Annotated in this window: 21 protein-coding genes; 11 read left to right on the top strand and 10 right to left on the bottom strand. The window is 65.6% G+C overall.

Annotation, left to right across the window (positions count from 1 at the left end; genetic code table 11):
- The first annotated feature begins 37 nt into the window (after window positions 1-37).
- From NFI08_RS06665 to NFI08_RS06655, 3 genes are all read left to right on the top strand, one after another.
- Entirely contained in the window at window positions 38-1,006 is a 969-nt protein-coding gene (locus NFI08_RS06665; protein WP_108131849.1) for a sugar phosphate isomerase/epimerase family protein, read from the top strand.
- Between the two features lie 84 nt (window positions 1,007-1,090).
- A complete protein-coding gene (locus NFI08_RS06660) occupies window positions 1,091-2,302 on the top strand; it encodes a Gfo/Idh/MocA family protein (protein ID WP_108449508.1) in 1,212 nt (403 codons plus the stop codon).
- A 17-nt stretch (window positions 2,303-2,319) separates the two neighbouring features.
- Entirely contained in the window at window positions 2,320-3,327 is a 1,008-nt protein-coding gene (locus tag NFI08_RS06655; RefSeq protein WP_108449507.1) for a Gfo/Idh/MocA family protein, read from the top strand.
- Window positions 3,328-3,457: 130 nt separating this feature from the next.
- Here the strand turns inward: NFI08_RS06655 and NFI08_RS06650 are convergent, their stop codons facing one another.
- The 6 genes from NFI08_RS06650 to NFI08_RS06625 all read right to left on the bottom strand — a co-directional run bounded on the left by NFI08_RS06650 (window position 3,458) and on the right by NFI08_RS06625 (window position 9,773).
- Window positions 3,458-4,246, bottom strand: coding sequence for a hypothetical protein (locus NFI08_RS06650; RefSeq protein ID WP_349588160.1), 789 nt, complete (start codon window positions 4,244-4,246; stop codon window positions 3,458-3,460).
- Window positions 4,247-4,267: 21 nt separating this feature from the next.
- On the bottom strand, window positions 4,268-5,008 hold the full coding sequence (locus NFI08_RS06645; RefSeq protein ID WP_108449505.1) for an SDR family NAD(P)-dependent oxidoreductase: 741 nt from the start codon (window positions 5,006-5,008) through the stop codon (window positions 4,268-4,270).
- Window positions 5,009-5,096: 88 nt separating this feature from the next.
- Window positions 5,097-5,885 (bottom strand): SDR family NAD(P)-dependent oxidoreductase, encoded by a 789-nt coding sequence (locus tag NFI08_RS06640; protein WP_045993138.1) that lies wholly within the window; start codon window positions 5,883-5,885, stop codon window positions 5,097-5,099.
- Window positions 5,882-7,240, bottom strand: a complete 1,359-nt coding sequence (locus NFI08_RS06635) for an MFS transporter (protein WP_213227432.1) — start codon at window positions 7,238-7,240, stop codon at window positions 5,882-5,884. The genes NFI08_RS06640 and NFI08_RS06635 overlap by 4 nt, the downstream gene beginning before the upstream one ends.
- Before the next feature lie 61 nt (window positions 7,241-7,301).
- Complete coding sequence (locus NFI08_RS06630; RefSeq protein WP_045993136.1) at window positions 7,302-8,183, bottom strand: polysaccharide deacetylase family protein; 882 nt, start codon at window positions 8,181-8,183, stop codon at window positions 7,302-7,304.
- 573 nt (window positions 8,184-8,756) lie between these two features.
- Complete coding sequence (locus tag NFI08_RS06625) at window positions 8,757-9,773, bottom strand: GntR family transcriptional regulator (protein WP_349588155.1); 1,017 nt, start codon at window positions 9,771-9,773, stop codon at window positions 8,757-8,759.
- 380 nt (window positions 9,774-10,153) lie between these two features.
- Here NFI08_RS06625 and NFI08_RS06620 point away from each other — a divergent pair, with 380 nt between their 5' ends.
- From NFI08_RS06620 to NFI08_RS06600, 5 genes are read left to right on the top strand one after another with little or no spacing between them, the layout of a single operon-like run.
- Window positions 10,154-11,674, top strand: coding sequence for an NCS1 family transporter (locus NFI08_RS06620; protein WP_231498543.1), 1,521 nt, complete (start codon window positions 10,154-10,156; stop codon window positions 11,672-11,674).
- A gap of 55 nt (window positions 11,675-11,729) precedes the next feature.
- On the top strand, window positions 11,730-13,109 hold the full coding sequence (locus NFI08_RS06615) for an amidase family protein (protein WP_349588152.1): 1,380 nt from the start codon (window positions 11,730-11,732) through the stop codon (window positions 13,107-13,109).
- A gap of 41 nt (window positions 13,110-13,150) precedes the next feature.
- Complete coding sequence (locus NFI08_RS06610) at window positions 13,151-13,453, top strand: hypothetical protein (RefSeq protein WP_045993133.1); 303 nt, start codon at window positions 13,151-13,153, stop codon at window positions 13,451-13,453.
- Between the two features lie 29 nt (window positions 13,454-13,482).
- A complete protein-coding gene (locus NFI08_RS06605) occupies window positions 13,483-14,523 on the top strand; it encodes a CobW family GTP-binding protein (RefSeq protein WP_349588149.1) in 1,041 nt (346 codons plus the stop codon).
- Window positions 14,516-15,730 carry an ABC transporter substrate-binding protein gene (locus NFI08_RS06600; RefSeq protein WP_045993131.1) on the top strand — a complete coding sequence of 405 codons (1,215 nt, stop codon included), beginning with the start codon at window positions 14,516-14,518 and terminating at the stop codon, window positions 15,728-15,730. Before NFI08_RS06605 ends, NFI08_RS06600 begins: the two co-directional genes overlap by 8 nt.
- Window positions 15,731-15,907: 177 nt before the next feature.
- Here the strand turns inward: NFI08_RS06600 and NFI08_RS06595 are convergent, their stop codons facing one another.
- Together NFI08_RS06595 and gap are read right to left on the bottom strand one after the other, a co-directional pair.
- A complete protein-coding gene (locus NFI08_RS06595) occupies window positions 15,908-16,651 on the bottom strand; it encodes a sulfite exporter TauE/SafE family protein (protein WP_045993130.1) in 744 nt (247 codons plus the stop codon).
- A gap of 134 nt (window positions 16,652-16,785) precedes the next feature.
- On the bottom strand, window positions 16,786-17,787 hold the full coding sequence (gap, locus tag NFI08_RS06590; protein ID WP_045993129.1) for a type I glyceraldehyde-3-phosphate dehydrogenase: 1,002 nt from the start codon (window positions 17,785-17,787) through the stop codon (window positions 16,786-16,788).
- A gap of 361 nt (window positions 17,788-18,148) precedes the next feature.
- Between gap and NFI08_RS06585 the strand changes: the two genes are divergently transcribed.
- The gene (locus NFI08_RS06585) at window positions 18,149-18,625 is read left to right on the top strand and encodes a methylglyoxal synthase (protein ID WP_108131858.1); all 477 of its coding nucleotides are present in this window, start codon (window positions 18,149-18,151) and stop codon (window positions 18,623-18,625) included.
- 20 nt (window positions 18,626-18,645) lie between these two features.
- Window positions 18,646-20,316, top strand: coding sequence for a glucose-6-phosphate isomerase (gene pgi / locus NFI08_RS06580; protein WP_045993127.1), 1,671 nt, complete (start codon window positions 18,646-18,648; stop codon window positions 20,314-20,316).
- Between the two features lie 349 nt (window positions 20,317-20,665).
- Here the strand turns inward: pgi and NFI08_RS06575 are convergent, their stop codons facing one another.
- Both NFI08_RS06575 and crcB read right to left on the bottom strand, forming a co-directional pair.
- Window positions 20,666-21,085, bottom strand: coding sequence for a fluoride efflux transporter FluC (locus NFI08_RS06575; protein WP_349588142.1), 420 nt, complete (start codon window positions 21,083-21,085; stop codon window positions 20,666-20,668).
- Between the two features lie 22 nt (window positions 21,086-21,107).
- Entirely contained in the window at window positions 21,108-21,476 is a 369-nt protein-coding gene (crcB, locus tag NFI08_RS06570) for a fluoride efflux transporter CrcB (protein ID WP_349588139.1), read from the bottom strand.
- 422 nt (window positions 21,477-21,898) lie between these two features.
- Here crcB and ybiO point away from each other — a divergent pair, with 422 nt between their 5' ends.
- A complete protein-coding gene (ybiO, locus tag NFI08_RS06565; protein ID WP_045993124.1) occupies window positions 21,899-24,274 on the top strand; it encodes a mechanosensitive channel protein in 2,376 nt (791 codons plus the stop codon).

Raw genomic sequence — 24,274 nt, 5'->3', positions numbered from 1 at the left:
GCCCTTCATGGGCGGGTTCGCTTGACAGGAGCATCACATGAAAATCGGCCTCGTCACCGACAGCCTGGCCAATATGTCACTGGACGACCTGCTCGCCTTCTGCGCCGAACAGGGCATCGAGTGCGTGGAATTTTCCATCGGCAACTGGTCGGACTCGCCCCACCTCGATGCCGCTGCACTGCTCGACAGCGAAGCCGCGCGCAAGGACCTCAAGGCCAGGCTCGCCCACCATGGCGTCACGATTTCCGCCTTCAACGCCAACGGCAACTCGCTGCACCCCACCGATGGCGAGCGCCAGCACAGGGTGGTCGAGCAGGCCATCGCGCTGTCCCGTCACTTCGAGGTGCCCCGGGTCAATCTGATGTCGGGTCTGCCTGGCGGTGGCCCGGATGACCGTTTCCCCAACTGGGTGACCGCCGCCTGGCCACCGGAAACCGCCCAGATGCTCGACTACCAGTGGAACGAGGTCGCGCTGCCCTACTGGCGCAAGCTGGCCGACCACGCCCGCGGCGAAGGCATTCGTGAACTATGCCTGGAGATGCATGGCAACCAGCTGGTCTACAACCTGCCGGGCTTCCTGCGCCTGCATGGCGAGATCGGCGACATCGTCGGCCTCAACTTCGATCCCAGCCACCTTCTGTGGATGGGCGCCGATCCCATCGAGGTGGTCCAGCGCTACGCCCGCCACATCTACCATGTTCACGCCAAGGACACCGCGCTCAACCCGGCGGCGGTGGGCCTGACCTCCCGTCTGGACAATCAGCCAATGGGCGATTTCCGTGATCGCGGCTGGTCCTACGTGACCCTAGGGTACGGCCAGAAACTCGAGTGGTGGAAGGACTTCTGCTACTGGCTGCAGGCCGGGGGCTACCAGGACGGCGTGCTGAGCATCGAGCACGAGGATATCAACCTGTCGCGCCGGGAGGGCGTGGTGCGCTCGGTGGAACTGCTGCGCGCCTGCATGCCCAGCGAAAAGCCCGACTACGAGCTGCCCAACGCCAACTAGGCCACGCCGGTGATCGCCCGGCTCGACCAGCCTCACCATCCCCGGGCGACGTGACCGACGTGGCCCACCAGCGGAGACAAGCGAATGCCCAAGGCGCTCAACATTGGCCTGATCGGTAGCGGCTTCATGGGTCAGGCCCACGCCGATGCCTATCGCCGTGCCCGTACGCTCTACCATGATCTGCCGCTGCGTCCTCGCCTGGTCGCCATCGCCGACCAGGGCGATCAGGCCGCCAGGGCCGCCGCCGAACGGCTGGACGTGGAGCGCGCCTACGGCGACTGGCGAGAGCTGGTCGCCGACCCGGAGGTGGAGGTGGTGGACATCACCTCGCCCAACGCCCTGCACTTCGACATGGCAATGGCCGCCATCGACCATGGCAAGCACGTCTACTGCGAAAAGCCCCTGGCCATGAACGATGACCAGGCGGCGAAGATGGCCGAGGCGGCCCGCGCCCGCGGGGTCAAGACCATGGTCGCCTTCAACAACATCAAGACGCCGGCGGCTCTGCTCGCCAGGCGGCTGATCGACGAGGGTGCCATCGGCACGCCGATGCGCTTTCGCGGCACCTTCGATCAAGGCTTCTTCAACGATCCCGAACTGCCCTGGTCCTGGCGCTGTTCGCGCCAGCAGGCCGGTACCGGATCACTGGGCGACCTGGGCGCCCACACCATCAGCGTCGCCCAGTTCCTGATGGGCGATATCGAGGAGGTCTGCGCCCAGAGCCAGATCCTGTTTGCGACTCGGCCCGTGCTTGATGGAGCCTGCGAGGGTGCCGGCTACGCCAGCAAGGCGACCGCAGGCGCCGAGCGTCGCGAGGTCGAGAACGACGACCAGACCCAGGCGCTGGTGCGTTTTGCCAATGGTGCCGGCGGCGTGATCGAAAGCTCTCGGGTGGCCGCCGGCAAGGTCTTCGGCATCGGCTGGGAGGTCAGCGGCAGCGAGGGCACCCTGGTGATGGACGGCGAGCGCTTCAACGAGCTCAAGCTCTTCCGCTACGCCGACCGGCGTGAGGATCGCGGCTTCAAGACCCTGCTGGCGGGCTCCCAGGTGCCGCAGTTCCGCGCCTTCTTTCCGTTCGACTACGGCGGTGGCGGCATCGGCTACTTCGACGTCAAGGTGATCGAGGTCCACGACCTGGTCCAGGGCATCGCCTCATCTGCCGGCTGCTTCCCCGACTTCGCCTTCGGCCGCCACAACCAGAATATCCTCACCGCCATCGACGTCTCCTGCCAGGAGCGTCGCTGGGTATCGGTGCCCGACCCCCAGCAGCGCTCATCCGCACAGCTCACACCCTGACCGCAAGGAACCCGACCATGATCGACGCACCGGTACGCTGGGGCATCCTCTCCACCGCCAATATTGCGCGCATCAAGCTGATACCGGCGATGCGGGCGAGCGCCCACGCCGAGGTTCTGGCGGTGGGGTCACGCAACCAGGAATCGGCCCAGGCGTTTGCCGACGAGATGGATATTCCGCGCGCCTACGCAAGCTACGAAGCGGTGCTCGACGACCCGGAGGTGGAGGCGGTCTACATCCCGCTGCCCAACCATCTGCATATCGAGCTGGCCCAGAAGGCGCTGGACAAGGGCAAGCACGTGCTGTGCGAAAAGCCCCTGGCGCTTACCGCCGCACAGGCGGCGAGCCTCAGGGTGCCGCCGGGACTGTTGTTCTGCGAGGCCTTCATGGTGCGCCACCAACCGCGCTGGCTGGCGGTAAAGGAACGCATCGAGGCCGGCGACTATGGCGACATCCGCATGGTTCAGGCCATGCTCACCTTCGGTCTCGACGACCCCGGCAACTACCGCATGCGCCCGGAGTTCGGCGGTGGCGCGCTCTATGATGTCGGCTGCTACGCGGCCATGGCGACTCGCTTCGCCTTTGGCTGCGAACCCCGGCGGGTGATGGCCCACGCCAGCCGCGCCCCGGAACATGGCGTGGACGTCGTCGCCAGCGTGCTGCTCGACTACGGCGAGGGGCGCCACGCCAGCCTGATGGTCTCCACCGCCACCAGTGCCGCCCAGCACCTGCACATCGTCGGCAGCCAAGGTGCCATCGATCTGCCAGAGCCCTTTATCGCTCCGGTCGAGCGCCCGACCCGGGTGGTTCACGACAACGTCTTCGACCTCTATCAGAGCGACCCCAAGACGGAAACCTTCCCGCCCATGGACCAGTACGAACAGGAGGTCAGTCGTTTCTGCCGCGCCCTGCGCGGTGAGGAGGTCGGGCTCTATGGGCTGGAGGATTCCATCGCCAATCTCAGGGTGATCGACGCCATCTTCGCCTCGGTCGACAGCGGCGGCTGGGCCGCAGTAGCGCAGTAGCGCAGTAGCGCAGTAGCGATATTCGTGAGGCATTTCCCCGCTACGGCGGGGTTTTTTACGTTCATCGCACCTTGCCTGGAGCAAGGCCCGACAAGAGCCCGGGCGGCGCGCGCGCGCACCCCTTCCGGTCTCACGCGTGACGCGGGCTGTGCAGGCGCCTCTGCCACGCCCACAGGGCGCTACTGGTGCCCAGCGAGGCAGCCAGGGCGAGGCCAAAGGACAGCGCGGGGGAAAGGTGCGCGGCGGTTGCCGCAAGGACGGCGCTGAAGGCCACCAGGCTGAGCATGCCAAGCTGGGTGTCGGCCAGGGTGGCCCGAGCGACCTCGGCGCCGTAGCGCTGGTGCAGGGTCAGGGCGATGGTCAGCATGCCGATGGGAAAGCTCAGGGCGACGCCGGACAGCGCCGGGGCGATATCCGCCAGCACCACGGTCGCCAGACACACGATGCCCCCGGCCAGGGTGCCGCGTATCAGCAGGTCGGCCCAGACAAGCGGCGCCGACACCGCCGTCCGCGACAAGCCCAGCGCGCGCATCAGCCGCATCGCCAGGGCCAGGCAAGCAATGAACAGCACCAGCGCGAGCCCCGTGCCGCCTGGCAAGACGGCAGCCAGCGCCGCCACCGGCAGCCATAGCACGGCGGCCAGGGCGACAGCCGCCAGCGCGCCCTGTCGCCCCGCCAGCAGCACATACGCCAGACAGAACGCCAGGGTCGCGAACATCGCGTGCAGCGAGCCCAGCGCCGCCTCGGCAACGAAGGCGCCGGGCTGCTCGCCCAGCATGAAGAAGTAGCCGGGCCCCAGCACGATCGGGGTGCCGGCCAGCACCCCGCCCAGGCGTGGCCCCAGGCGCACCACCGCCACCGACACGCCGATCACTACCAGGGCGGTGGACAGCCACTTGACCAGCAGCAGGGTGAGCATTCACGGACTCCTGTCTGGCCGCTACATCACGTCGCCGCTATTGGGACCAAGGGTCTGGCCCAGGTACAGGTCGCCATCCGGAGACGCCGCCAGCATCAGCGCCGAAGGCGCCACTTCCTCGGCCCTGCCGAAGCGTCCGAGCGGCAATTCGGCCTCCTTGTCGGCGATCCATTCCGGGCTCAGTCCCTCGAGCATCGGGGTCAGGATGGGGCCAGGCGCGATGGCATTGGTCAGCACGTTGAAGGGTGCCAGCTCCCGCGCCATGGACTTGGTCAGCCCCAGCACCCCGGCCTTGGCGGCGCAGTAGTGGGACAGCCCCATGCCACCCTTGAGCGCCAGCTGCGAGGCAACATTGATGATCCGCCCGGCCTTGCGCTCGACCATATGCGGGGCCACCGCGCGGCTGACCAGAAAGACCCCGCGCAGGTTGATGCCGATCATGCGGTCGAAGGTCTCGCTGGTCATCTCGAGAAACGGCGTCTCGTCGAGGATGCCGGCGCTGTTGACCAGCACGTCGATCGCCTGGTGGGTGCTGATCACCTCGTCGACCATGGCCTTCACCGAGGCCTCGTCGGAAACGTCGACCCGATGGGTGCTGACCCGGGCGCGCAGCGCGCGGGCCACCTGATCACAGGCATCGGCGTTGAGGTCGGCCACCGCAACGGTGGCACCTTCGGCGTGGAACAGGTTGGCGATGGCACGGCCGATACCGCTGGCGCCGCCCACCACCAGGGCAACCTTGCCCTGAAGTTTCTGTGACATGGGATTCTCTCCACTCGCTGGGGGCACGAGGCGAGGGCCGCCGCCCTCGCCTCGCGTCGCTGGCTTGGATGCGCCTTGACGGCTGGCTTCAGCTCGGCCAGCGCACGGTCAAGCCGCCGTCCACGATCAGTTGCTGGCCGGTCACGTAGGAGGCATCGTCACTGGTCAGAAAACGTATCGTGCGAGCGACCTCGTCGGCGTGGCCGACCCGGCCGGCAGGGATCACCTTGCCTGCGGCGGCAAGGCCATCCGGGCCCAGGGAGTTGACCGGGTCCAGTGACTGCGGGGTCTCGATCAGCCCGGGGATCAAGGTATTGACGCGGATGCCCCGAGGGGCAAGCTCCACCGCCAGCGACCTGACCAGGCCCATCAGCCCGCTCTTGGCGGTGGCGTAGTGAGCGTGCTCGTCCCAGCCATAGACGCCGCCGGCGATGGACGACACCGCGACCATGGCGCCAGGCCCCGTCATCACCCGCGCCGCGCTGCGAAATATCCGCATCACGCCGGTCAGGTCCACCGACAGCATGTCGTTCCAGGCGTCGTCGGTCAGATCCTCGAGCGCGGCCTGACGCAGGATGCCGGCACCGGCCACCGCGATATCGAGCCTGCCGAAGCGGTCGATGGCGGCCTGGGCCAGGGCGTCGCACTGGGCGCCATCGCGCACGTCCAGCGCCACCGCCACACACTCGCCGCCGGCATCGGCCACCGCCGAGACGGTCGCCTCGACGTCATGGGGGTCACCGGGGTAGTAGCCGGCAACCACCTTGGCGCCTGCCCTGGCGTAGCTGACCGCCAGCGCCTGGCCGATGCCACTGGCGGCACCGGAGATGATGGCGACCTTGCCGGCCAGACCATCGTCGCGTGTCAGAGCACTCATGCCACCGCCTCCTCGAGGGTGTCGTGTTCACGATGGTCCACATGACGGGTGCCGAACATCAAAAGTCCACTGAGCACCAGCGGCAGCGAGCCCGCCAGGATCGCCGACCAGGTCATGCTGACACCCGCGGTCAGCAGCACCGACACCAGACCGGAGCCGATGATAGCCCCCACCGGTGCCATGACGTGGGCCACGTTGGCCCCGGTGCCGCGTACATGGGGCGGGAAGGATTCACCCATGTAGAACAGGATGGCGGCGAACGGACCGAGCAGGAAGAACAGGGTGACGGCGTACATCAGGTAGACGAAACCGTCGCTGGCCGGGCCAAGCAGCATCAGGATGCTGGCGACACCGCCGAGCAGAAAGCCCATCAGCACGGTGTTGCGCCGACCGATGCGGTCGCCCAGCCAGCCGTGGCTGAGGTAACCGACAAAGCCCACCGCGTTGGCCAGGATCAGCACGTACAGCGAGCTTTCGAAGCTGACGCCCTTGGCCTCCACCAGCACCGTGGTGCCCAGCACCGCGAACACCTGGATCGCCATCCAGCTGAACAGCCAGACCAGCGACAGCGAGATGGTGTGACGACGCAGTTCCGGCGTGAACACGCCCTTGAGCCCCAGGTTGCTGCCGGTGTTGACCTCGACGTCGTGCTCGGCGGCAAGCTGGGCCGCGCCCTCGGCGTCACCCGCCTTGCGCCGCCGCTCGACCTCCTTGATGGCGGCGAAGACCGGCGACTCGGGCAGCCGGACCGCCATCACGATGACGATGATCGAGGCGCAGGCGGCGACGAAGAAGCTGCCGCGCCAGCCGACGATCGGCAGCAGCAGCGAGGTCATGCCGGCGGCCAGCAGGGCACCGACCGGCCAGCCACTCTGCACCAGGCTGTACATGAAGCCGCGGCCCTTGGCCTTCTTGTAGATCTCATTGAGATAGACGGCGTTGACCACCTCTTCGGAGACCGCAAAGCCGGAGAAGGCGCGAATGATCACCATGGAAGCGGCGCCGATGGCGATACCGGACAGGCCGGAACTGACGGCACCGCCGATCACCAGCAGGATCAGCGTCTTCTTGCGGCCGAAGCGATCGAGCATGGTGCCGACCACCAGCGACACCAGGAACACCCCGATGGTGGCCCAGGTGTTGACCGCGGTGGCCTTGGCGGTGGTCCAGCCGAAGTCTTCGGCGATGACCGGCAACAGGGTGCCGAACAGGGTGTAGTCGTAGACCGACGCCACCCAGGCGATAAAGCAGACCAGCGAGGCGTAGCCGATCTGTTTCTTGGTGATGACAGCGTTCCAGGGCTCGTCCGCGTCGGGACGGGCCCCGGAGGGCGCGGTTTGGGTTGGCTCGGTCATTGACGTCACCCTCTTTCGTTATCGTTGTGGTGTGGTTGTCAGGGGAGGCGCGATGGCGCGTTCAGCCGCGAGGATGGCGGCTGGCGAAATCGTCGGCGATCTCGTCGAAGGTGCAGAAACGCACGCCTTCGTGGCTCTGCATATGCTCGATCAGTCGCTCGAGCATCATCAGCACCTGAGGACGGCCGGAGACGTCGGGGTGGATGGTCATGGTGAACACCGCGTAGTCGTTCTCGCGGTAGACCCAGTCGAACTGGTCCTGCCACATCTCGCCCAGCTGGCGCGGGCTGACGAAGCCATGACTGTTGGGGGACTTCTTGATGAACATCATCGGCGGCAGGTCGTCGAGGTACCAGTTGGCCGGGATCTCGATCAGGTCGGTCTCTTCGCCGCGTACCAGCGGCTTCATCCACTCCTTGGCCGGCTTGGAGTAGTCGATCTTGGTCCAGGAGTCACCGACGCGCACGTAGTAGGGGTGGAAGTCGTTGTGCATCAGGCTGTGGTCGTACTTGATGCCACGCTCGAGCAGCAGCTCGTTGGTCACCGGGCTGAATTCCCACCAGGGCGCCACATAGCCGGTCGGCCGCTTGCCCGACAGCTGGGTCACCAGCTCGATGTTGTAGTCGAGCACGTCGCGTTCCTGCTCGCGGGTCATGGCGATGGGGTTCTCGTGGCTGTAGCCGTGGACCCCGACCTCGTGACCGGCGTCGACCACCGCCTTCATCTGCTCGGGAAAGGTCTCGATGCTGTGCCCAGGAATGAACCAGGTGGTCTTCAGGTTGTAGCGCTCGAACAGCTTGAGCAGGCGCGGTGCACCGACCTCGCCGGCGAACAGGCCGCGGGAGATATCGTCGGGGGAGTCCTCGCCACCGTAGGAACCGAGCCAGCCGGCCACGGCGTCCACGTCGACACCAAATGCACAGAGAATCTCTTTCTTCGCCATCTTGAACACCTCGTCTTGTTGCTTGGTCTTGTTGGGGCTTGCGGTGGCGCCACTGGCCCTGGTGTCGGTCGTGCGCTTGCTGGACTACCGACGTGCCATCGGTCCTGCGGCGTCAGCGGTTGTGTCGACCGCCATCAATTGAAGACTGGATACAAAGGTCATTTTTGTCAAGACGGAGATTTCAGGCGTAGAGTAGCGCGTCACGACGCTCGCCAATGACCAAAACCTGCGGCCAAAGCCCGGTTACAGGCAGGACTGGCGATACAAGGCCGACCATTCAGGCTTTCAGCAACAGCCAAAAGTGCAAACCTTCTTCGACCAATAGGTGAGAACAGACGAGCCCTAAAAATGCCGATCGAATAAAACGTCATTTTTTATGGGCGCGGTATCCAACTGACATTTTTTATTTCTAGACCAGGGGGGGGGGCAGGACAGGACAGCACGCCGGCCTGGGGCAGGCCGACCGCAAGACTTGAGGAAAGGCCGCAAAAGGCAAGAGACCAGAAACAAAGGAACATGCAGAGGACGGAGGGCAAGGCGGCGCCGATGCTCGCCTTGCGCCCTGCGCTAGCATCAGACGATACGCTGAAGGTAGCGGGGAAGGTCGGGTTCGGGGAACACCGACAGCACCTTGAGCCGACGGCGGGTACGCTCGGCAGCCGCCTGGAGGTGGGACTGCAGACTCGAGGCGGCGGCGTCGAAGGCGCCAAACAGCAGGTGATCGATCACCAGCTTGTGCTCCATCAACAGGGGCTCGTCCCGAGGAACCCCCAGCGTCTGGAAGAACATGCGATTGACGATGACCGGCAACTGGCTCTGGGCAATCATCTCGCCGGCCTTGCGATTGCGGTAGTGGCGCAGGCAACCCTGGTGCAGGTCACGTTCCAATCGAGCGATGGTCGCGGCAGACTGCTGCTCGGGGTGGTCGATCAGTCGCTGCACCCGGTCGCGCATTACCTCGAGTTCCTCCCGTTCGACCAGCGGGCCAGAGGCCTTGAGCGCCGCCGGCTCCAGCAGCACTCGAATCTCGTAGTCCTCGGCCACCGCCTGGGCGGTCAGCGGCCCCGCCAGCCAATGGGAGTGGCGATCCTTCTCGATCAGCCGTTGGCTGCGCAGCCGTCCCAGCACCTCTCGCGCCACGGTGCGACTGACACCGTAGTAGTCGCTGAGGCTGGTCTCGACGATGCGGAAGTGACCAAACGCCAGGCAGGTGGCCACCGCCTCCTCGACCTCGGCGTGGATACGCTCGGCCGCCGGACGGGTATCCACCACCGGTGACTCATCGATACCAAGACCAAGACGCTCAGGGGTCAGCGCCTCCCGCGCCGGCTCCACCGCCTCGGGATCGGGTGTCGCCAGAAAGCCGCGCCCTTCAAAGCGGCTGATCAGGCCCTGCTGGTGCAAAAGCTCCAGCGCCTTGCGCACCGGCCCACGACTGGTGCCGAACAGCCGTGCGATAGGCCCTTCCAGCAACACCTGATTGGGCGGCACCCGCCCCGACTCGATGGCTTCTCGCAGTGAATCCTGGATCAGCGCGTAGCGGGGGGCGCGACTGCCCTCCTGCCTCGACCTAGCTGGCGTACTCAGCACCCGTTCCTCCCTGACGTCCAATCACCTGACCTCTCGCTTACACGCCACCGATGTCCGGCAGCCACGATCCAAGGCCCGGCAGCCGGGCAACAAGCGCCCATCTTGACACCTCTTCAGGACCCTTTCGAGCCACTCGGAAATGACGTTTGTTGCCAACTTCACAAGATCTATGCCCGTCTGCACGAACAGGAAAAGGCCTTTTAACCGGAAAACAGCCTATTACAGATTGTCCTCGGCCCCTATGCGGCTTAAGGCGCAGGGCGCCCTTGCCAAAAAATGATTTTTGTATCCATACTGCATTTATGCGAAACGGAGATATCTCTTCGTCCGACGTCGCTATCGCCTCCAACAACAACCAACGACATTCAAGGAGCGCTCCCGTGGCCACACCACAAGACGCCCCCACCCCCGCCACTTCGGCGGCAGCCCGCGACAGCGGCGACCACCTGCTGGAAGCGGCGATCCTGCCGGTCTGGCTGAATCAACGCACCATCGGCTTTTTCGGTTTCATCTGGCTGTGGATCGGCATGGCGGTGATCATCGCCACCTTCCAACTGGGTGCCGGCGGGGTCGCGGGCCTTCCGCTGATTCAGGTCGTCGCCATCATCTTTCTGGCCAATCTGGTACTCGGCGTGGTGATGAGCCTGACCGCCGACATCGGTACCGAACATGGACTGTCGTTCGCGGTCTACCTGCGCGCCCCCTTCGGGCTCAAGGGCACCCACCTGCCGGCGGTGTCTCGCGGGGTAGTGGCGGCCATCTGGTTCGGCGTGCAGACCTATCTGGGTGCGCTGGCCCTGAACGGCATCGTCGAGTACCTGTGGGGCCTGGACAACTGGATCCTGTGGTATGTGCTGTTTGCCGTGGTCCAGATCGTCAACACCGCCCTGGGCATCCGCGCGGTGGAGCTGCTGGCGTCGATCGCCGCCCCTTGCATCGTGGCCATCTCGGTGTGGATGTACTTCACCCTCGACGTGCTTGCCGAGACCCAGGGCATCAATATCTGGACCTTCGTCGGCGACCAGAACGTGGCCGCGCTCGGCCTGTTTTTCGCCAACATGGCGTTCTGGTCGGCGCTGGCGGTGGATATCCCCAACCTGACCCGCTTCCTCAAGACAAAAGGTGGCGAGCGTAGCTTCTTTCAGCGCAACAAGAACGTCTTCGTCGCCCAGTTTCTGGCGCTGCCGGCCACCCAGGCCTGGATCGCGCTGATCGGCGGCGTGTCCTTCATCGCCGCCGGTGACTGGAATCCGGTCACCGTCATCCAGGGACAGGGCGGCGGCCTCACCCTGATCGCACTGCTGGCGATGGTGATCCTGGCCCAGTGGTCGACCAACAACGCGGCCAACCTGATCCCGGCGGCGCTGACCTTCGTCAACGCCGGCGCGCCAAGGGTCAGCTACCCGGTCGCCCTGGTCATCGCCGGCATCATCGGCACCGCCTCGATGCCCTGGCTGATCCTCAACAACCTGTTCACCTTCCTCAGCTACTACGGCGCCGTGCTGTCGGCGGTGGGCGGCATCATGGTGGCCGACTACTACCTGCTGCGTCGGCGTCGCCTCAACGTTCCGGCGCTGTACGATCCCAACGGCCAGTTCCGCTTCAGCGGCGGCTTCAACCCCGCCGGCCTCATCGCCTGGATCATCGGCGGTGGCCTGGCGCTGATCTTCCTCGAGTACGCCTACGCGGTAGGCTTCGGCTCGGCCCTGGTGGTCTATATCGTACTGATGAAAGCCTGGGTGCTGCGGCGCTATCCTCAGGAGGAGATCACCTCCGGCTACGACGACCGATTCCTCGCCACCTCGGTGGGCCGCAACTGGGTCTACACCGAAAAGGGACGCTTCGAACGCCTGGAAACCGGTGACATCCCCGACTCCGCGCTCAAGCGCGAGGATCGCTGAGTCGTCGTCTGGCGCCGCCCGCGGCGGCGCCCACCACCCGCTACAGGAGACGTGCATGCCTGCACAACCCTTCACCGCCCTGGCCATCGGCGAGGCCATCCGACGCGGCGAACTCGATCCGGTCGCGTTGACCCGCCAATGCCTGACCCGGGCCGCCGACAGTGACGGCGTCTTTATCTCGCTGACCGAACAACGCGCCCTTGTAGAGGCCGAGGCCTGTGCCCAGCGTCAGCGCTCGGGCACCCTGCGCGGGCCGCTGGACGGCGTGCCGCTGGCCTGGAAGGATCTGTTCGACATCGCCGGTACCGCCACCACCGCCGGCGGCAAGGTGCTGGGCAAGACGCCGGCCGAGCGCGACGCCGAGGCGGTACGCCACACAGCCGGCGCGGGCATGGTCTGCATCGGCAAGACCAACCTCACCGAGATCGCCTACTCGGGGCTTGGCCTCAACCCCCACTACGGTACGCCGCACCATACCCCTCCCCCCACCTCGAGCGAGCACGAAAGCAGAAACGAGAACGAGCCCAGGGCTCCCGGCGGGTCCAGCTCCGGCTCCGCGGTGGCGGTCGCCCAAGGCATCGTGCCGGCCGCCATCGGCACCGACACCGCCGGATCGCTGCGCGTCCCCGCGGCCTTCAATGGGCTGGTGTCCTATCGTCCTTCCCAGGCCCGCCACTCGCGCCAGGGAGTGACGCCGCTGGCCGACAGCCTGGACACCATCGGCGTCATCGCCAGCACCCTCGAGGACTGCCTGGCCATCGACGACACGATGCGCAGCAGCGCGCCGCTGGTTCGTGCCGCCGCCGTGCCCGAACAGTCGGTGATCGTGCTCGATGCAGGCTGCCTCGACGACCCGAGGATATCCCGCGCCGTGGGCGACAATCTGGAGGCCTGCGCCAGCCGCCTCGAGGACGCCGGCTTCCACATCCTCCGTCGCCGCGTGGCGAGCTTCGCCGACACCCTGGAGGCCATCACCCGCCACGGCTGGCTGGGCGCGGCGGAGGCCTACACCGAGTACCGCGCCCTGCTGGAAGGCCCCGATGCCGAGGCCATGGACCCCAGGGTACGCAAGCGCCTGGAGGCCGCCCGCCAGATGGCCCCGGACAGCGTGGTCAGCCTGTACCGCCTGCGCCAGGCGCTCAAGACGCGGCTGCGCGAGGAGCTCGCGGGCGCGACCCTGCTGACGCCCACGGTAGCGCATGTGGCGCCCTTGCTCGCGCCGCTGGAAGCCGACCCCGAGCACTTCGCCGAGGTCAATCTGGCGACGCTACGCCTGAGTATGGTGGCGAGCCTGCTCGACTCGCCGGCGGTGGCGCTGCCCAGCGGGCGCGACGACGACCGCCAGCACACCAGCCTGCAGCTGAGCGGCCCCTGCGGCGAGGACGAAGCGCTGCTGCGGGTGGCCCTTGGCGCCAGCTCGGCGCTGACGGCGTAACTCACATTCATTCGGCGCCGACGGCGCCATCGGAGGTTGGCATGTGCGGACTGTGCGGCGCACTCGGCGGCGAAAGCCACTGGAGCACCAACATCGAGGACCCCGAGCAGGCCCACTTCGCGCGCAGGCGCGCCCGCGCCTACCGGGTCACCCTGATCAATCGCGTGCTGAGCCCCCGCCGGATCACCATCGAGGACTTCCAGGCAGCGAGCTTCGTGCTCGCCACCGCCACCGGCAAGCGCGAGATCGTGCAGGATCTGGGCGGCGTATGGCTGCAGGCAGAACGCATGGGCGGTCATGAACTCGACCCGCTCGATCCCGCCTTCCTGGCCTCGCTGCAATGACGCCAGACCGCCACGACGAGGACACCACCATGAACGAGACGACACCCCTGGTGCCGGTGCACGTGATCTCGGGCTTTCTGGGCGCCGGCAAGACCACCCTGCTCAAGTCGGTGCTGGCCAGCGAAGCCTTCGGCGACAGTGCGGTACTGATCAACGAGTTCGGCGACGTCGGTCTCGACGACCGCCTGCTCGGCGAGATCGCCGAGGATGCCGTGCTGCTGTCCAGCGGCTGCGTCTGCTGCACCATCCGCGGCGAACTGTCAGAGGCGCTCAGACGCCTGCTGTCCCGACGCCAGGACGGCGAGATCCCGGCGTTCAAGCGGATCGTGCTGGAAACCACCGGACTCGCCGATCCGGGCCCGATCGCCTCGACCATCACCGCCGACCCGGTACTGCGCCACCACCTGCGCCCCGGCACCAACCTGACCCTGGTCGACGCGCTCAACGCCGTCGACAGTCGCGCCCAGCACCCCGTCTGGGAGGCCCAGGTGGCGGTGGCCGACAAGCTGGTGATCAGCAAGGCCGACCTGGTCGAGGAAGACACCCTGGCAGGGCTCGAGGCCATGCTGGATACGATCAACCCGGCAGCCCAGCGGCTGGGCGCCGAGGCGCTACGTCAGCCCAGTGATGAACTGTTCGCCAGCGGACCGCACCTGCAGCGTTTCACCCCCGGCCAGGTGAAGTCCTGGCTCGGCCCCTGGCGCAAGCCACCTCAGCATGATCCGGACCATCTCGGCGACATTCGCTCCTTCCGCCTCGGCCTCGAGGGCGAGGTCGACTGGACCTGCCTCGGCATCTGGCTGTCGATGCTGCTCAACCGCCATGGCAGCGATATCCTCAGGGTCAAGGGCGTGCTCCACGTCCAGGGCGACGATCGACCGGTGATACTCCACGGTGTCCAGCACACCATCCACCCGCCGGAGCACGTGGAGGCCTGGCCTTCGGACGACCGCCGCTCGGAGCTGATCTTCATCACTCGGGACATCGACGCCGAGCGCGTGACACAATCGCTTGCGACCTTCATGGACAAGGTCAGCGACCATCCCAGCCCAAGGATCCTGCATGCCTGACACCGCCAAGCCCAGCGCCCCCTTTGTCCAGCGCAGTCCGGTCACCCTGCGGGTGCTGGGCACCTCGGTGACACTGCTGGAAAGCATTCGCCAGCGCGCTCGCGAGGACCTGGGCCTGCGCCTGGAATTCACCGTCATGGACGGGGTGGCGGCACAGCGTGCGGGAGTGCTGGCGCCGGACAGCTTCGACATCTACGACCAGTGGTTTCACAACGTCGATTTCGTGTGGCCGGCCGGGGCCATCCAGCCCATCGAGCTTTCGCGCATCCACCACTGGGATGCGATCAACGACCTGCCGAAGACCGGCCGACTGACGCCCCACGCGCCGCTCGGTGCCGGCGGTAATCCGGTCGACCGGCTCTATATCCAGGCCGACGGCAGCTGTGGCGCCCGTCCCAGCGAGCGCATCACCATGCTGCCGGTCAGCCACAACGTGGACAGCTTCGGATACCGCCTGGACATGCTGCCCCACGGCCTCGACAGCGAGCAGGAAAGCTGGGGCTGGCTTTTGGACCCGCGCTGGCGCGGCATGGTCAGCCTGCAGAACGACAGCGCCATCGGCGCCATCGACGCAGCGCTTGCCGCCAAGGCCGCGGGCCTGGTGCAGTTCGAGGACCTGGGCAACCTGAGCGTCGCTGAGATCGACTGCCTGATCGACTGCCTGATCGAGCTCAAGCGGGCTCAGCACTTCCGCACCTTCTGGAGCAACCAGGACCAGGCCTCTTCGGACATGCTGCGCGGTCGCGTCGGCATCGAGAGCCTGTGGTCACCGGCGATGACCGACCTCAAGCAGCGCCAGCTCAAGGTGCGCATGGCCGCACCAAGGGAAGGCTATCGCGCCTGGTACGGCGGCATGTCGCTGTCACGCAGCATCGAAGGCCGCAGCCTGGACGCCGCCTATGAGTATCTCAACTGGTGGATCTCGGGCTGGCCCGGCGCCGTCATGGCACGACAGGGCTACTACATCTCGACCCCGGAATTGACCCGCCCTCACCTGTCTGCGGCGGAATGGGACTACTGGTACGCCGGCAAGCCCGCGGCGGAGGAACTCGCCGGACCGTCAGGCCCCTGCGGCATGATCCACAAGGGTGAGGTACGCGACGGCGGCGACTACATGACGCGCATGAGCCGCATCGCGGTGTGGAACACGGTCATGGACGAGCACAACTATCTGGTGCGGCGCTGGAACGACTTCATGTCGGCGTGAGCCCGCTACAGCCCGTCGCTCGGCTCTGTCCGAAAAGTCGACGAGCGAAGGTTAGACAAGGCAAAAATCGGTGAGAAAGCGCAGTTTACAGGGTGTAAATGAGCATTTTGACCGGGCTGGCGCACCAGCCGATTTTTAACGCCGTATTACCGAGCGCAGGCACTTTTCAGGCGAGCCCTAGGCGAGCGCCTTGATGATCAACTGTACCCCGACCACCGCCATGGCCAGTATCACCAGCCGGTAGAACAACCGCTCGTTGACCCGGTGCTGCAGCCACAGGCCGGACCTGATGCCGAACCAGGCCACCGGCACCAGCGCCAGCGACGCCCAGATACTGGTCAGGTTGATCTCGCCAAGCCACAGGTAAGGCGGCAGCTTCATGGTATTGACCGCGGCGAACACCAATGTGGTGGTGGCGATGAAGGTGGTCTTGGGCAGGCGCCTGGGCACCAGGTAGAGGTTCATCGGCGGGGCGCCGGCGTGGGCGATAAAGCTGGTGATACCGGTGGCGATGCCCGCGGGCCAGGCCCAGAAAGAGGCGATCGGCCTGGAGGCCGCCGGCTTCACGATCATGTAGGCGACAAACAACAGCGAGATCACCCCCAGCAGCAGCCTGACGTGGTCCTCGTCGAGGCTGCCCGCCACCAGGGTAGCCACCACCACGCCGATCGCCATGCCGGGGATCAATCGCTTCACCTCAGCCATATCCTGGTGCCCCCACCAGGCCTTGACCGCCAGAACGTCCATCACCAGCAGCAAGGGCAATAACAGGCCAGCGGCGGCGATGGGATCTATCGCAAGCGCCATCAGCGGCACCGACAGGGTACCGAAGCCCCCGGCGAAGCCGCCCTTGGAGATGCCGGTCAGGTAGGTGGAGAGGATGATCAGGCCCCAGGCGAGCCAGGAGTATTCGGGCAGCATGGCATTCCTTGCGCGCAAAGACGCCGAAGCAGTGACTGCTTCGGCGTCTGTACCAATGATGAGGGCGGCGAATCGCCCCGACCATCAGAGTGCCACACCAGGCCCGCCGATGGCAGCGGGCGGGGGCTATTGGCTTACTTGGCGGCCTGCATGGCCAGGGCGGTATCCAGCATACGGTTGGAGAAGCCCCACTCGTTGTCGTACCAGGCCATGACCTTGACCAGGCGACCGTTGACGCGGGTGTGGTTGGCGTCGAAGGTCGAGGAGGCCGGATCGTGGTTGAAGTCGATGGACACCAGCGGCTGAGCGTTGACGTTGAGCACCGGAGAATTCTCCGCCGCCTTGGCCACGATCTCGTTGATCTCTTCCTTGGTGGTGTCGCGCGAGGCGTTGAACACCAGATCCACCAGCGAGACGTTGATCACCGGCACGCGCACGGCCAGGCCATCCAGCTTGCCGTTGAGCTCCGGCAGCACCTTGCCCACGGCAGCGGCAGCGCCGGTCTTGGTCGGGATCATGGAGTGGGTGGCGCTACGCGCGCGGTACGGGTCCTTGTGGTACACGTCAGACAGGTTCTGGTCGTTGGTGTAGGCATGGACCGTGGTCATCAGGCCATTCTCGATACCGACGGCGTCGTTGAGCGCCTTGGCCACCGGCGCCAGGCAGTTGGTGGTGCAGGAGCCGTTGGAGACGATGGTATCGCTGGCCTTGAGCACGCCGTCGTTGACGCCGAACACGATGGTGGCGTCGCCGTCGGGGCTAGGCGCGGAGACCAGCACCTTGGCGGCACCGGCCTCGACGTGCTTGCCGGCGTCGGCGCGCGTGGTGAACAGGCCCGTGCACTCCATCACGATGTCCACGCCGAGCTTCGCCCAGGGCAGGCTGGCCGGGTCACGCTCGGACAGAATAGCGATACGGTCGCCATCGACGCTCAGACTCTCCTCGTCATGTTCTACCTTGAAGGGAAAGTGACCGTGAGCGGTGTCATGGCGCAGCAGGTGGGCGTTGAGCGAAGGATCACCGAGATCGTTGATGGCAACGACCTCAATCCGGTCCCGGTAGCCGTTCTCGTACAGTGCGCGCAGCACGTTGCGACCGATACGTCCGAAACCGTTGATGGCAACCTTGAGCGTCATAGCGAATATCCCCCTGAGCGGCGAAAGCGTTCTTGCGTGAAAGCTGGTGAGTCGACGGTAGGCGGATTCACTACAGATGCAAATCCCCCGCAAGGACGTCGTCAGTGGGCACCAATGTGGTACAGACAGCGCCGGGACTCAAGCACTATTTTGTTAAACTTACAACATTTCTCCAAAAACATTGATGAAGGACACTCTAATAAGCACGAAATTTCGACAACTTACTGCCCACGCCTTCTCTATGAAGGCCCGCGCTAGACCTTAGTCGCATCGTCAGGCCGTAGTAATATTACCTTCAACGCTCTAAGGTATCCCTCATCCCGGTGACACCATTCACCCCGCCTTTTATCCCGGAGGCCCCATGCCCCAACCCGCCAAGGAAGTCAGCCGCATTCTGCCGGCTCGCAAGCGCATCGCCCTGGTCGCCCACGACGGCAAGAAGCAGGAACTGATGGAGTGGGCCTCCCGCTGGAAGGACACCCTGATCGCTCACCAGCTGCTCGGCACCGGCACCACCGCCGCGCGGCTCAGTCGCACCCTGGGGCTGGAGGTGGAAGGCCTGATGAGCGGTCCGCTGGGAGGCGACCAGCAGATCGGTGCTCGCATCACCGAGCAACGACTCGACCTGCTGATCTTCTTCTGGGACCCCTTCGCCCCCCAGCCCCACGACCCGGACGTCAAGGCGCTGCTGCGCCTGGCCGCCCTGTGGAATGTGCCGGTGGCCTGCAACCCCTCCAGCGCCGACTTCATGATGAGCTCGCCCTGGCTCGGCCAGGACTACGAGATGCAGATCCCGGATGCCAACGCCTGGATTTCCTCTCGCAGCGATAACAACTGACCAATATCGAGGATTCTCCCGTGTTCCAGCTGACCCGAAGCGTGACCTGGCAGTCGCTGTTGAAGCTTCGCGACGAGACCGCCGACGACCGGATTCGCGACTACTTTGCCAAGGATCCGAAGAGGTTCGACAAGATGAGCCTGCGCGTGGGCGGGCTTTTTCTGGACTACTCCAAACACCAGATCTCCGACGCGGTGCTGGAGAAGCTGGTCGAGCTGGCCGAACACTCGGCGCTGGTCCAGCGTCGCGCCCAGATGTTCTCCGGCGACATCATCAACGTCACCGAGGACCGGCCGGTACTGCACACGGCGCTGCGCAATCTGGGTGACAGCCCGGTCATCGCCGATGGCAAGGACGTGATGCCGGAGATCCACGCCACCCGCGAGCAGATCAAGCGCTTCTCCGAAGAGGTCCGCAGTGGCAACTGGAAGGGCTACAGCGGCGAGCGTATTCGCGACGTGGTCAACATCGGCATCGGTGGCTCCGACCTCGGCCCCAACATGGCCAGCCGCGCCCTGCTCAAGTACCGCCAGGCGGACCTGAACTTCCACTTCGTCTCCAACGTCGACGGCGCGCATATCCAGAAGGTGCTGAGCCGCCTCGACCCGGCCACCACCCTGTTCATCGTCTCGACCAAGACGTTTTCCACCCAGGAGACGCTGCTCAACGCCCGCACCGCACGGCGCTGGTTCGTCGAGAACGCCGGCGATGACGCCGACATCGGCGCTCACTTCATCGCCGCCTCGACCAACCGCAAGGCCGCCATGGAGTTCGGCATCCGCGAGGAGAACGTGTTCGAATTCTGGGCCTGGGTCGGCGGTCGCTATTCGATGTGGTCCTCGATCGGCCTGCCCATCGCCCTGGCGATCGGCTATGAAGGCTTCATCGAGATGCTCGAAGGCGCCTACGAGATGGACCAGCACTTCCAGAACGCCCCGCTCGGCGAGAACATGCCGGTGCTGATGGCGCTGATCGGTATCTGGTACATCAACTTCGTCGGTGCCGAGACCCAGGCCATCGTGCCCTACGACCAGGCCCTGCATCAGCTGCCGGCTTTCCTGCAGCAGCTCGACATGGAGTCCAATGGCAAGTCGGTCGATATCTTCGGTCGCCCGGTGGACTACAAGACCGGCCCCATCGTGTGGGGGCAGACCGGCTCCAACGGCCAGCACGCCTTCTTCCAGCTGTTGCACCAGGGCACCCGCTACGTGCCCATCGACTTCATCGCCTCGCTGAAGCCTGAGCCCGGTGTCGAGGACCACCACTTCGCCCTGCTCACCAACATGCTGGCCCAAGCCAACGCCTTTATGGAAGGCAGCAGCAAGGGCGGCGACCTGGACCCCTACAGCTGCCCCGGCAACCGCCCCTCCAGCGTGCTGCTGCTCGACGAACTGACACCGCGCAACCTGGGCGCGCTGATCGCGCTCTACGAGCACAAGGTGTTCGTCCAGGGGGTGATCTGGAACATCAACTCCTTCGACCAGTGGGGTGTCCAGCTGGGCAAGCGCATCGCCGGCGAGATCAGCGAGAAGATCGACGAGCGCAGCCAGGACTTCGACGCCTCGACCCAGGGACTGCTGGGCCTGGTGCGGGAGCACTTCCAGGCGCCCGGCAAGAGCGTGGAAAAGGCCGCCGAAAAGGCAGCGAAGAAGACCGCCAAGCCCGCCGGCAAGGACGCCAAGGCCAAGTAAGCGGGGCGGAGGCGGAAGGTGCCGAGCACCGAGTGCTCGGCACGGGCCCGCCATGGCGGGCACCCAGCGACGGACAAGGAATGATCGAGAATCGCCAACGGGCCACCCCGGAGTCTGCGCTCCAGGGTGGCCCGCCTAGGTCTGGCTCGCGCGGGTCTGGCTCGCGCTGGTCTGGCTCGCGCTGGTCTGGCTCGCGCTGGTCTGGCCCTCTTTCCGCTGGCTCGCGGGGGGCCGGAATAGCGGGATTGCGCCTGGCGTGAGCGCCTGGCGTGAGCGCCTGACACGAGCGCCTGACACGAGCGCCTGGCTTGCCGAGACGAGGCCTTGACGACTCTTACGAGCGTCTGGGCTACTCGGACGAGCCTCTGGCCAGGGCCCGCCGTGCGCTGACGTCACCGGCCCAGGCCGCCGCCAGCCATAGCGGCACGCTCAGCACCACATAGGCCAGCGCCAGCCAAGGGCTGCCGCCGGTGGCCAGGCGGGCAGCTTCGAGGCTGAACAGCGAAAAGGTGGTGAAACCTCCACAGAAGCCCGCCACGACAAGCGGATGAAGGCTCGCCAGCCGAGGGCTGTCGCTCAGGGCCGCATGGGTAGCAAAGCGGGCAATCAACCAGGATCCCAGCACGTTGACCAGCAGGGTCGCCCAGGGAAAGGACGACGCCACCAGGCCCGAGACCGCGACGCCGGTCAAGAGGCGACACACCGATCCCAGGGCGCTGCCAAGGCCCACCGCCAGATAGAGCCGCCAGACGCTTGTTGCCTGACTCATGCTTCTCCCCTCTGCCGACACCTCACAGGCCACCCCCGAGGGCAAGCCCCGCCACCACGGCGGCCAGGCCCGCCAGCAGGGTCAACGAGACGTTGAGCGCGGCCGCTGCATAACGACCTTCGCGCATCAGGTCCAGAGTCTGCAGACTGAAGGAGGACACCGTGGTGAAGCCGCCCATCACCCCGCTCAGCAGCATGAGTGCCGCGGTCGAACCTGCCACCAGGCAACTGGCCAGCAGGCCGATCACAAAGGCTCCCAGCAGATTGACGATCAGGGTCCCCCAGGGGAAGCGCACTCCCCAGGCGGCCGCTGCCCGACGACTGACGAACAGTCGCCCCATGCCTCCTGCGGCACCCCCCAGCGCTACCGCTGCCAGCGTCCACCACTCCATCACGAATCGCCTCGGCCAAAACCGCCATGGTATGCAAATACCTGGTCGATGTCGTGACCGGTGGCAATACCGCTGGACCTCGCCCTCGGCGTGGCGAAACGGGCTGATCGCAGATGGCCCGTAAAGCGACAAGGCACAGACAATGCCGAGCCTTGCAAGGCGGGAAATCAAAGACGCTGAAGGTGCTGAAAATCTAAAAAAAACGCCGCCCGAGTGGGCGGCGAAGTTGTGCTTGCCTAGCAGGGATGAAGCGCATGGGATGCGTTCACGATCAATATGGCACAGAATTAGCAATCCGTACAACTTTTGTACATCCTTGATTGCGTACAAGCGGCAAACGGGCATGTTAGCCTGCGACAGATTCGTCCAAGGACGCCCCTCTGCCCCGACGGGCCCACCCATCAAAGGAGAAGGTTTGCGTGATGCGATCACGACTCTGCTCTAGACTCTTCAGCGTGCTGATGCTCGCGCTCGTGCTGCTCGCGGGACCTGCCATCGCCCAGCAGGGCGGTGACGCCAGCGGCTCTGGCGGTTCCTCCAGTGACGGTCCGGCCTACTCGACCCTGGCCGACCTGCTGGAAAACGAACAGGCCCGCAGCCAGCTGATCGAGCAACTGCGACAGATGGCGGAAAACGCCCCCGAGCAGGCCCAGGCCGCCGGTGAACAGGCCGTCGACAGCGCCGCCGAGGCCACCCTGCCCAAGCAACTGGCGGACATGACCAGCCGCGTGGTCAGCGAGTTCGGCAATCAGTTCGAGAATCTCGCCGCCATCTTCGGTGGCATGATCGACGGCGCCCTGACCGAAGGCGAACTCAACTTCGATCTGTTCACCCAGGCGGCGATCAACCTCGGCCTGGTGATTCTGGCGACCTTTGTGCTGTTCGTGATCATCAGGCGTCTGGTCAGGCCACTGTTCACGCGGTTGAGCCAATATTCGCAGAACGGTCAGAACCTCAACCCCACCATCCGCCTGGTGCTGTGCGTGGTGCTGGCGGTGATCGTGGACGCCGCCGTGGTGGGTCTTGCCTACGTCGGCGGCAACCTGGCCGCCACCTTCGCCATCGGTGAGACGGGCAGCCTGTCGACCCGGGCGTCGCTGTTCCTCAATGCCTTCCTGGTCATCGAGCTGTTGAAGGCGGCCGTGCGCATGCTGTTCGCCTCACGCTACGAGGGCCTGCGACTGCTGCCCATCACCGCTCCCAGCGCGTCCTACTGGAATCGCTGGATCGCCCGGCTGATTGGCCTTACCGGCTACGGCCTGATGGTGGTGGTCCCGTTGATCAACACCTACCTGTCTTACCGTGTCGGTGAGGGCATCGGCGCTCTGATCATGATCGGCGCCTACCTGTACGCCATCACCGTGGTGCTGATCAATCGCAGCCGCCTGCGCGATGGGCTGTTCGATGCCGCTGTCAGGTCCAGCCTGTCGGCCTCCCGTGTCGCGCTGCGCCTGCTCGGCCGCATCTGGCATCTGCTGGCGATCACCTATTTCACCGTGGTTCTGGTGCTGACCCTGACACGCCCCGAGGACGCCCTGCCGTTCGTGCTGATCGCGACCCTCAAGACCCTCGGTATCGTGCTGGCTGCCATGCTGGTGTCGCGCCTGCTGGCCCAGGCCATCGGTCGTCGCATCACCCTGTCCGGTGAGCTGCGCAAGAAGCTGCCGTTGCTCGAGGCACGCCTCAACTCCTATGTCCCGACGATGCTGCGCGCCTTCAACGTGCTGATCCTGATCGTCGCCGCCATGGCCCTGCTCAACGCCTGGGGCGTGTTCGACATGGCCACCTGGTACGCCTCCGAAGCGGGTCGCGTGCTGGTCAGCCAGGTGATCAACGTGGCCATCATCCTGATCGTCGCCGCGGCGGTCTGGATCGGCCTTGCCAGCCTGATCGAACACAAGCTGAATCCGACCACCGGCCGCGGCATGCCCTCGGCCCGGGCCCAGACGCTGCTGTCGCTGTTCCGCAATGCTCTGGCCATCGCCATCGTCACCATGACGGCGATGATCGTGCTGTCGGAAATCGGCATCAACATCGGACCGCTGATCGCCGGTGCCGGTGTGCTCGGTCTGGCCATCGGTTTCGGCGCCCAGAAGCTGGTGCAGGACATCATCACCGGTATCTTCATCCAGGTGGAAAACGCCATGAATACCGGCGACGTGGTGACCCTGGGCGGCATCACCGGCACCGCCGAGAAGCTCAGCATCCGCTCGGTGGGTATCCGTGACCTGCACGGCACCTACCATCTGGTGCCGTTCTCCAGTGTCGATGTGGTCTCCAACTACATGCGTGGCTTCGGCTACCATGTGGGCGAATACGGCGTCGCCTACCGCGAGAACGTGGACGAGGCGATCGTCGCCCTGCGCAACGCCTTCGACGAACTGTCCTCCGACGAGGACCTCAAGTCCGAGATCCTCGAACCCCTCGAGGTGGCCGGTGTCATCGCCCTGGCCGACAGCTCGGTCAACATCAGGGTGCGCATCAAGACCACCCCCGGCAACCAGTGGGCGGTGGGCCGTGCCTACAACCGTCTGGTCAAGCTGCACCTGGACGAGGCGGGCATCGAGATCCCCTTCCCGCACACCACGATCTTCTTTGGCGAAGACAAGCAGGGCCAGGCGCCAGCCGCCAACCTGCGCCTGGTCGAGAAGGATGTGGTGGCCACCGGCGAAGCCAGGGATACCGCACCGCTGCCCGGCGAGGACGGCAGTATCGACTCCCCCCGCGAGCACGAGACCCGCGAGGATGCCGAGACCAACGCCAAGTTCAGGGGTGACTACGACCCCGACGGCAACTGA

It is taken from the genome of Halomonas sp. EF61 (genome assembly GCF_040147045.1).
Classification (GTDB): Bacteria; Pseudomonadota; Gammaproteobacteria; order Pseudomonadales; family Halomonadaceae; genus Halomonas; species Halomonas litopenaei.
Note: the sequence above shows the minus strand (reverse complement) of the source record. Positions and strands in the feature narration are given on the sequence as shown.

Coding starts and splice junctions, on each gene's coding strand:
- NFI08_RS06665 (WP_108131849.1), top strand. CDS start 38: ATGAAAATCGGCCTCGTCACCGACAGCCTGGCCAATATGTCACTGGAC.
- NFI08_RS06660 (WP_108449508.1), top strand. CDS start 1,091: ATGCCCAAGGCGCTCAACATTGGCCTGATCGGTAGCGGCTTCATGGGT.
- NFI08_RS06655 (WP_108449507.1), top strand. CDS start 2,320: ATGATCGACGCACCGGTACGCTGGGGCATCCTCTCCACCGCCAATATT.
- NFI08_RS06650 (WP_349588160.1), bottom strand. CDS start 4,246: ATGCTCACCCTGCTGCTGGTCAAGTGGCTGTCCACCGCCCTGGTAGTG.
- NFI08_RS06645 (WP_108449505.1), bottom strand. CDS start 5,008: ATGTCACAGAAACTTCAGGGCAAGGTTGCCCTGGTGGTGGGCGGCGCC.
- NFI08_RS06640 (WP_045993138.1), bottom strand. CDS start 5,885: ATGAGTGCTCTGACACGCGACGATGGTCTGGCCGGCAAGGTCGCCATC.
- NFI08_RS06635 (WP_213227432.1), bottom strand. CDS start 7,240: ATGACCGAGCCAACCCAAACCGCGCCCTCCGGGGCCCGTCCCGACGCG.
- NFI08_RS06630 (WP_045993136.1), bottom strand. CDS start 8,183: ATGGCGAAGAAAGAGATTCTCTGTGCATTTGGTGTCGACGTGGACGCC.
- NFI08_RS06615 (WP_349588152.1), top strand. CDS start 11,730: ATGCCTGCACAACCCTTCACCGCCCTGGCCATCGGCGAGGCCATCCGA.
- NFI08_RS06610 (WP_045993133.1), top strand. CDS start 13,151: ATGTGCGGACTGTGCGGCGCACTCGGCGGCGAAAGCCACTGGAGCACC.
- NFI08_RS06605 (WP_349588149.1), top strand. CDS start 13,483: ATGAACGAGACGACACCCCTGGTGCCGGTGCACGTGATCTCGGGCTTT.
- NFI08_RS06600 (WP_045993131.1), top strand. CDS start 14,516: ATGCCTGACACCGCCAAGCCCAGCGCCCCCTTTGTCCAGCGCAGTCCG.
- NFI08_RS06595 (WP_045993130.1), bottom strand. CDS start 16,651: ATGCTGCCCGAATACTCCTGGCTCGCCTGGGGCCTGATCATCCTCTCC.
- gap (WP_045993129.1), bottom strand. CDS start 17,787: ATGACGCTCAAGGTTGCCATCAACGGTTTCGGACGTATCGGTCGCAAC.
- NFI08_RS06585 (WP_108131858.1), top strand. CDS start 18,149: ATGCCCCAACCCGCCAAGGAAGTCAGCCGCATTCTGCCGGCTCGCAAG.
- NFI08_RS06575 (WP_349588142.1), bottom strand. CDS start 21,085: ATGAGTCAGGCAACAAGCGTCTGGCGGCTCTATCTGGCGGTGGGCCTT.
- crcB (WP_349588139.1), bottom strand. CDS start 21,476: ATGGAGTGGTGGACGCTGGCAGCGGTAGCGCTGGGGGGTGCCGCAGGA.
- ybiO (WP_045993124.1), top strand. CDS start 21,899: ATGCGATCACGACTCTGCTCTAGACTCTTCAGCGTGCTGATGCTCGCG.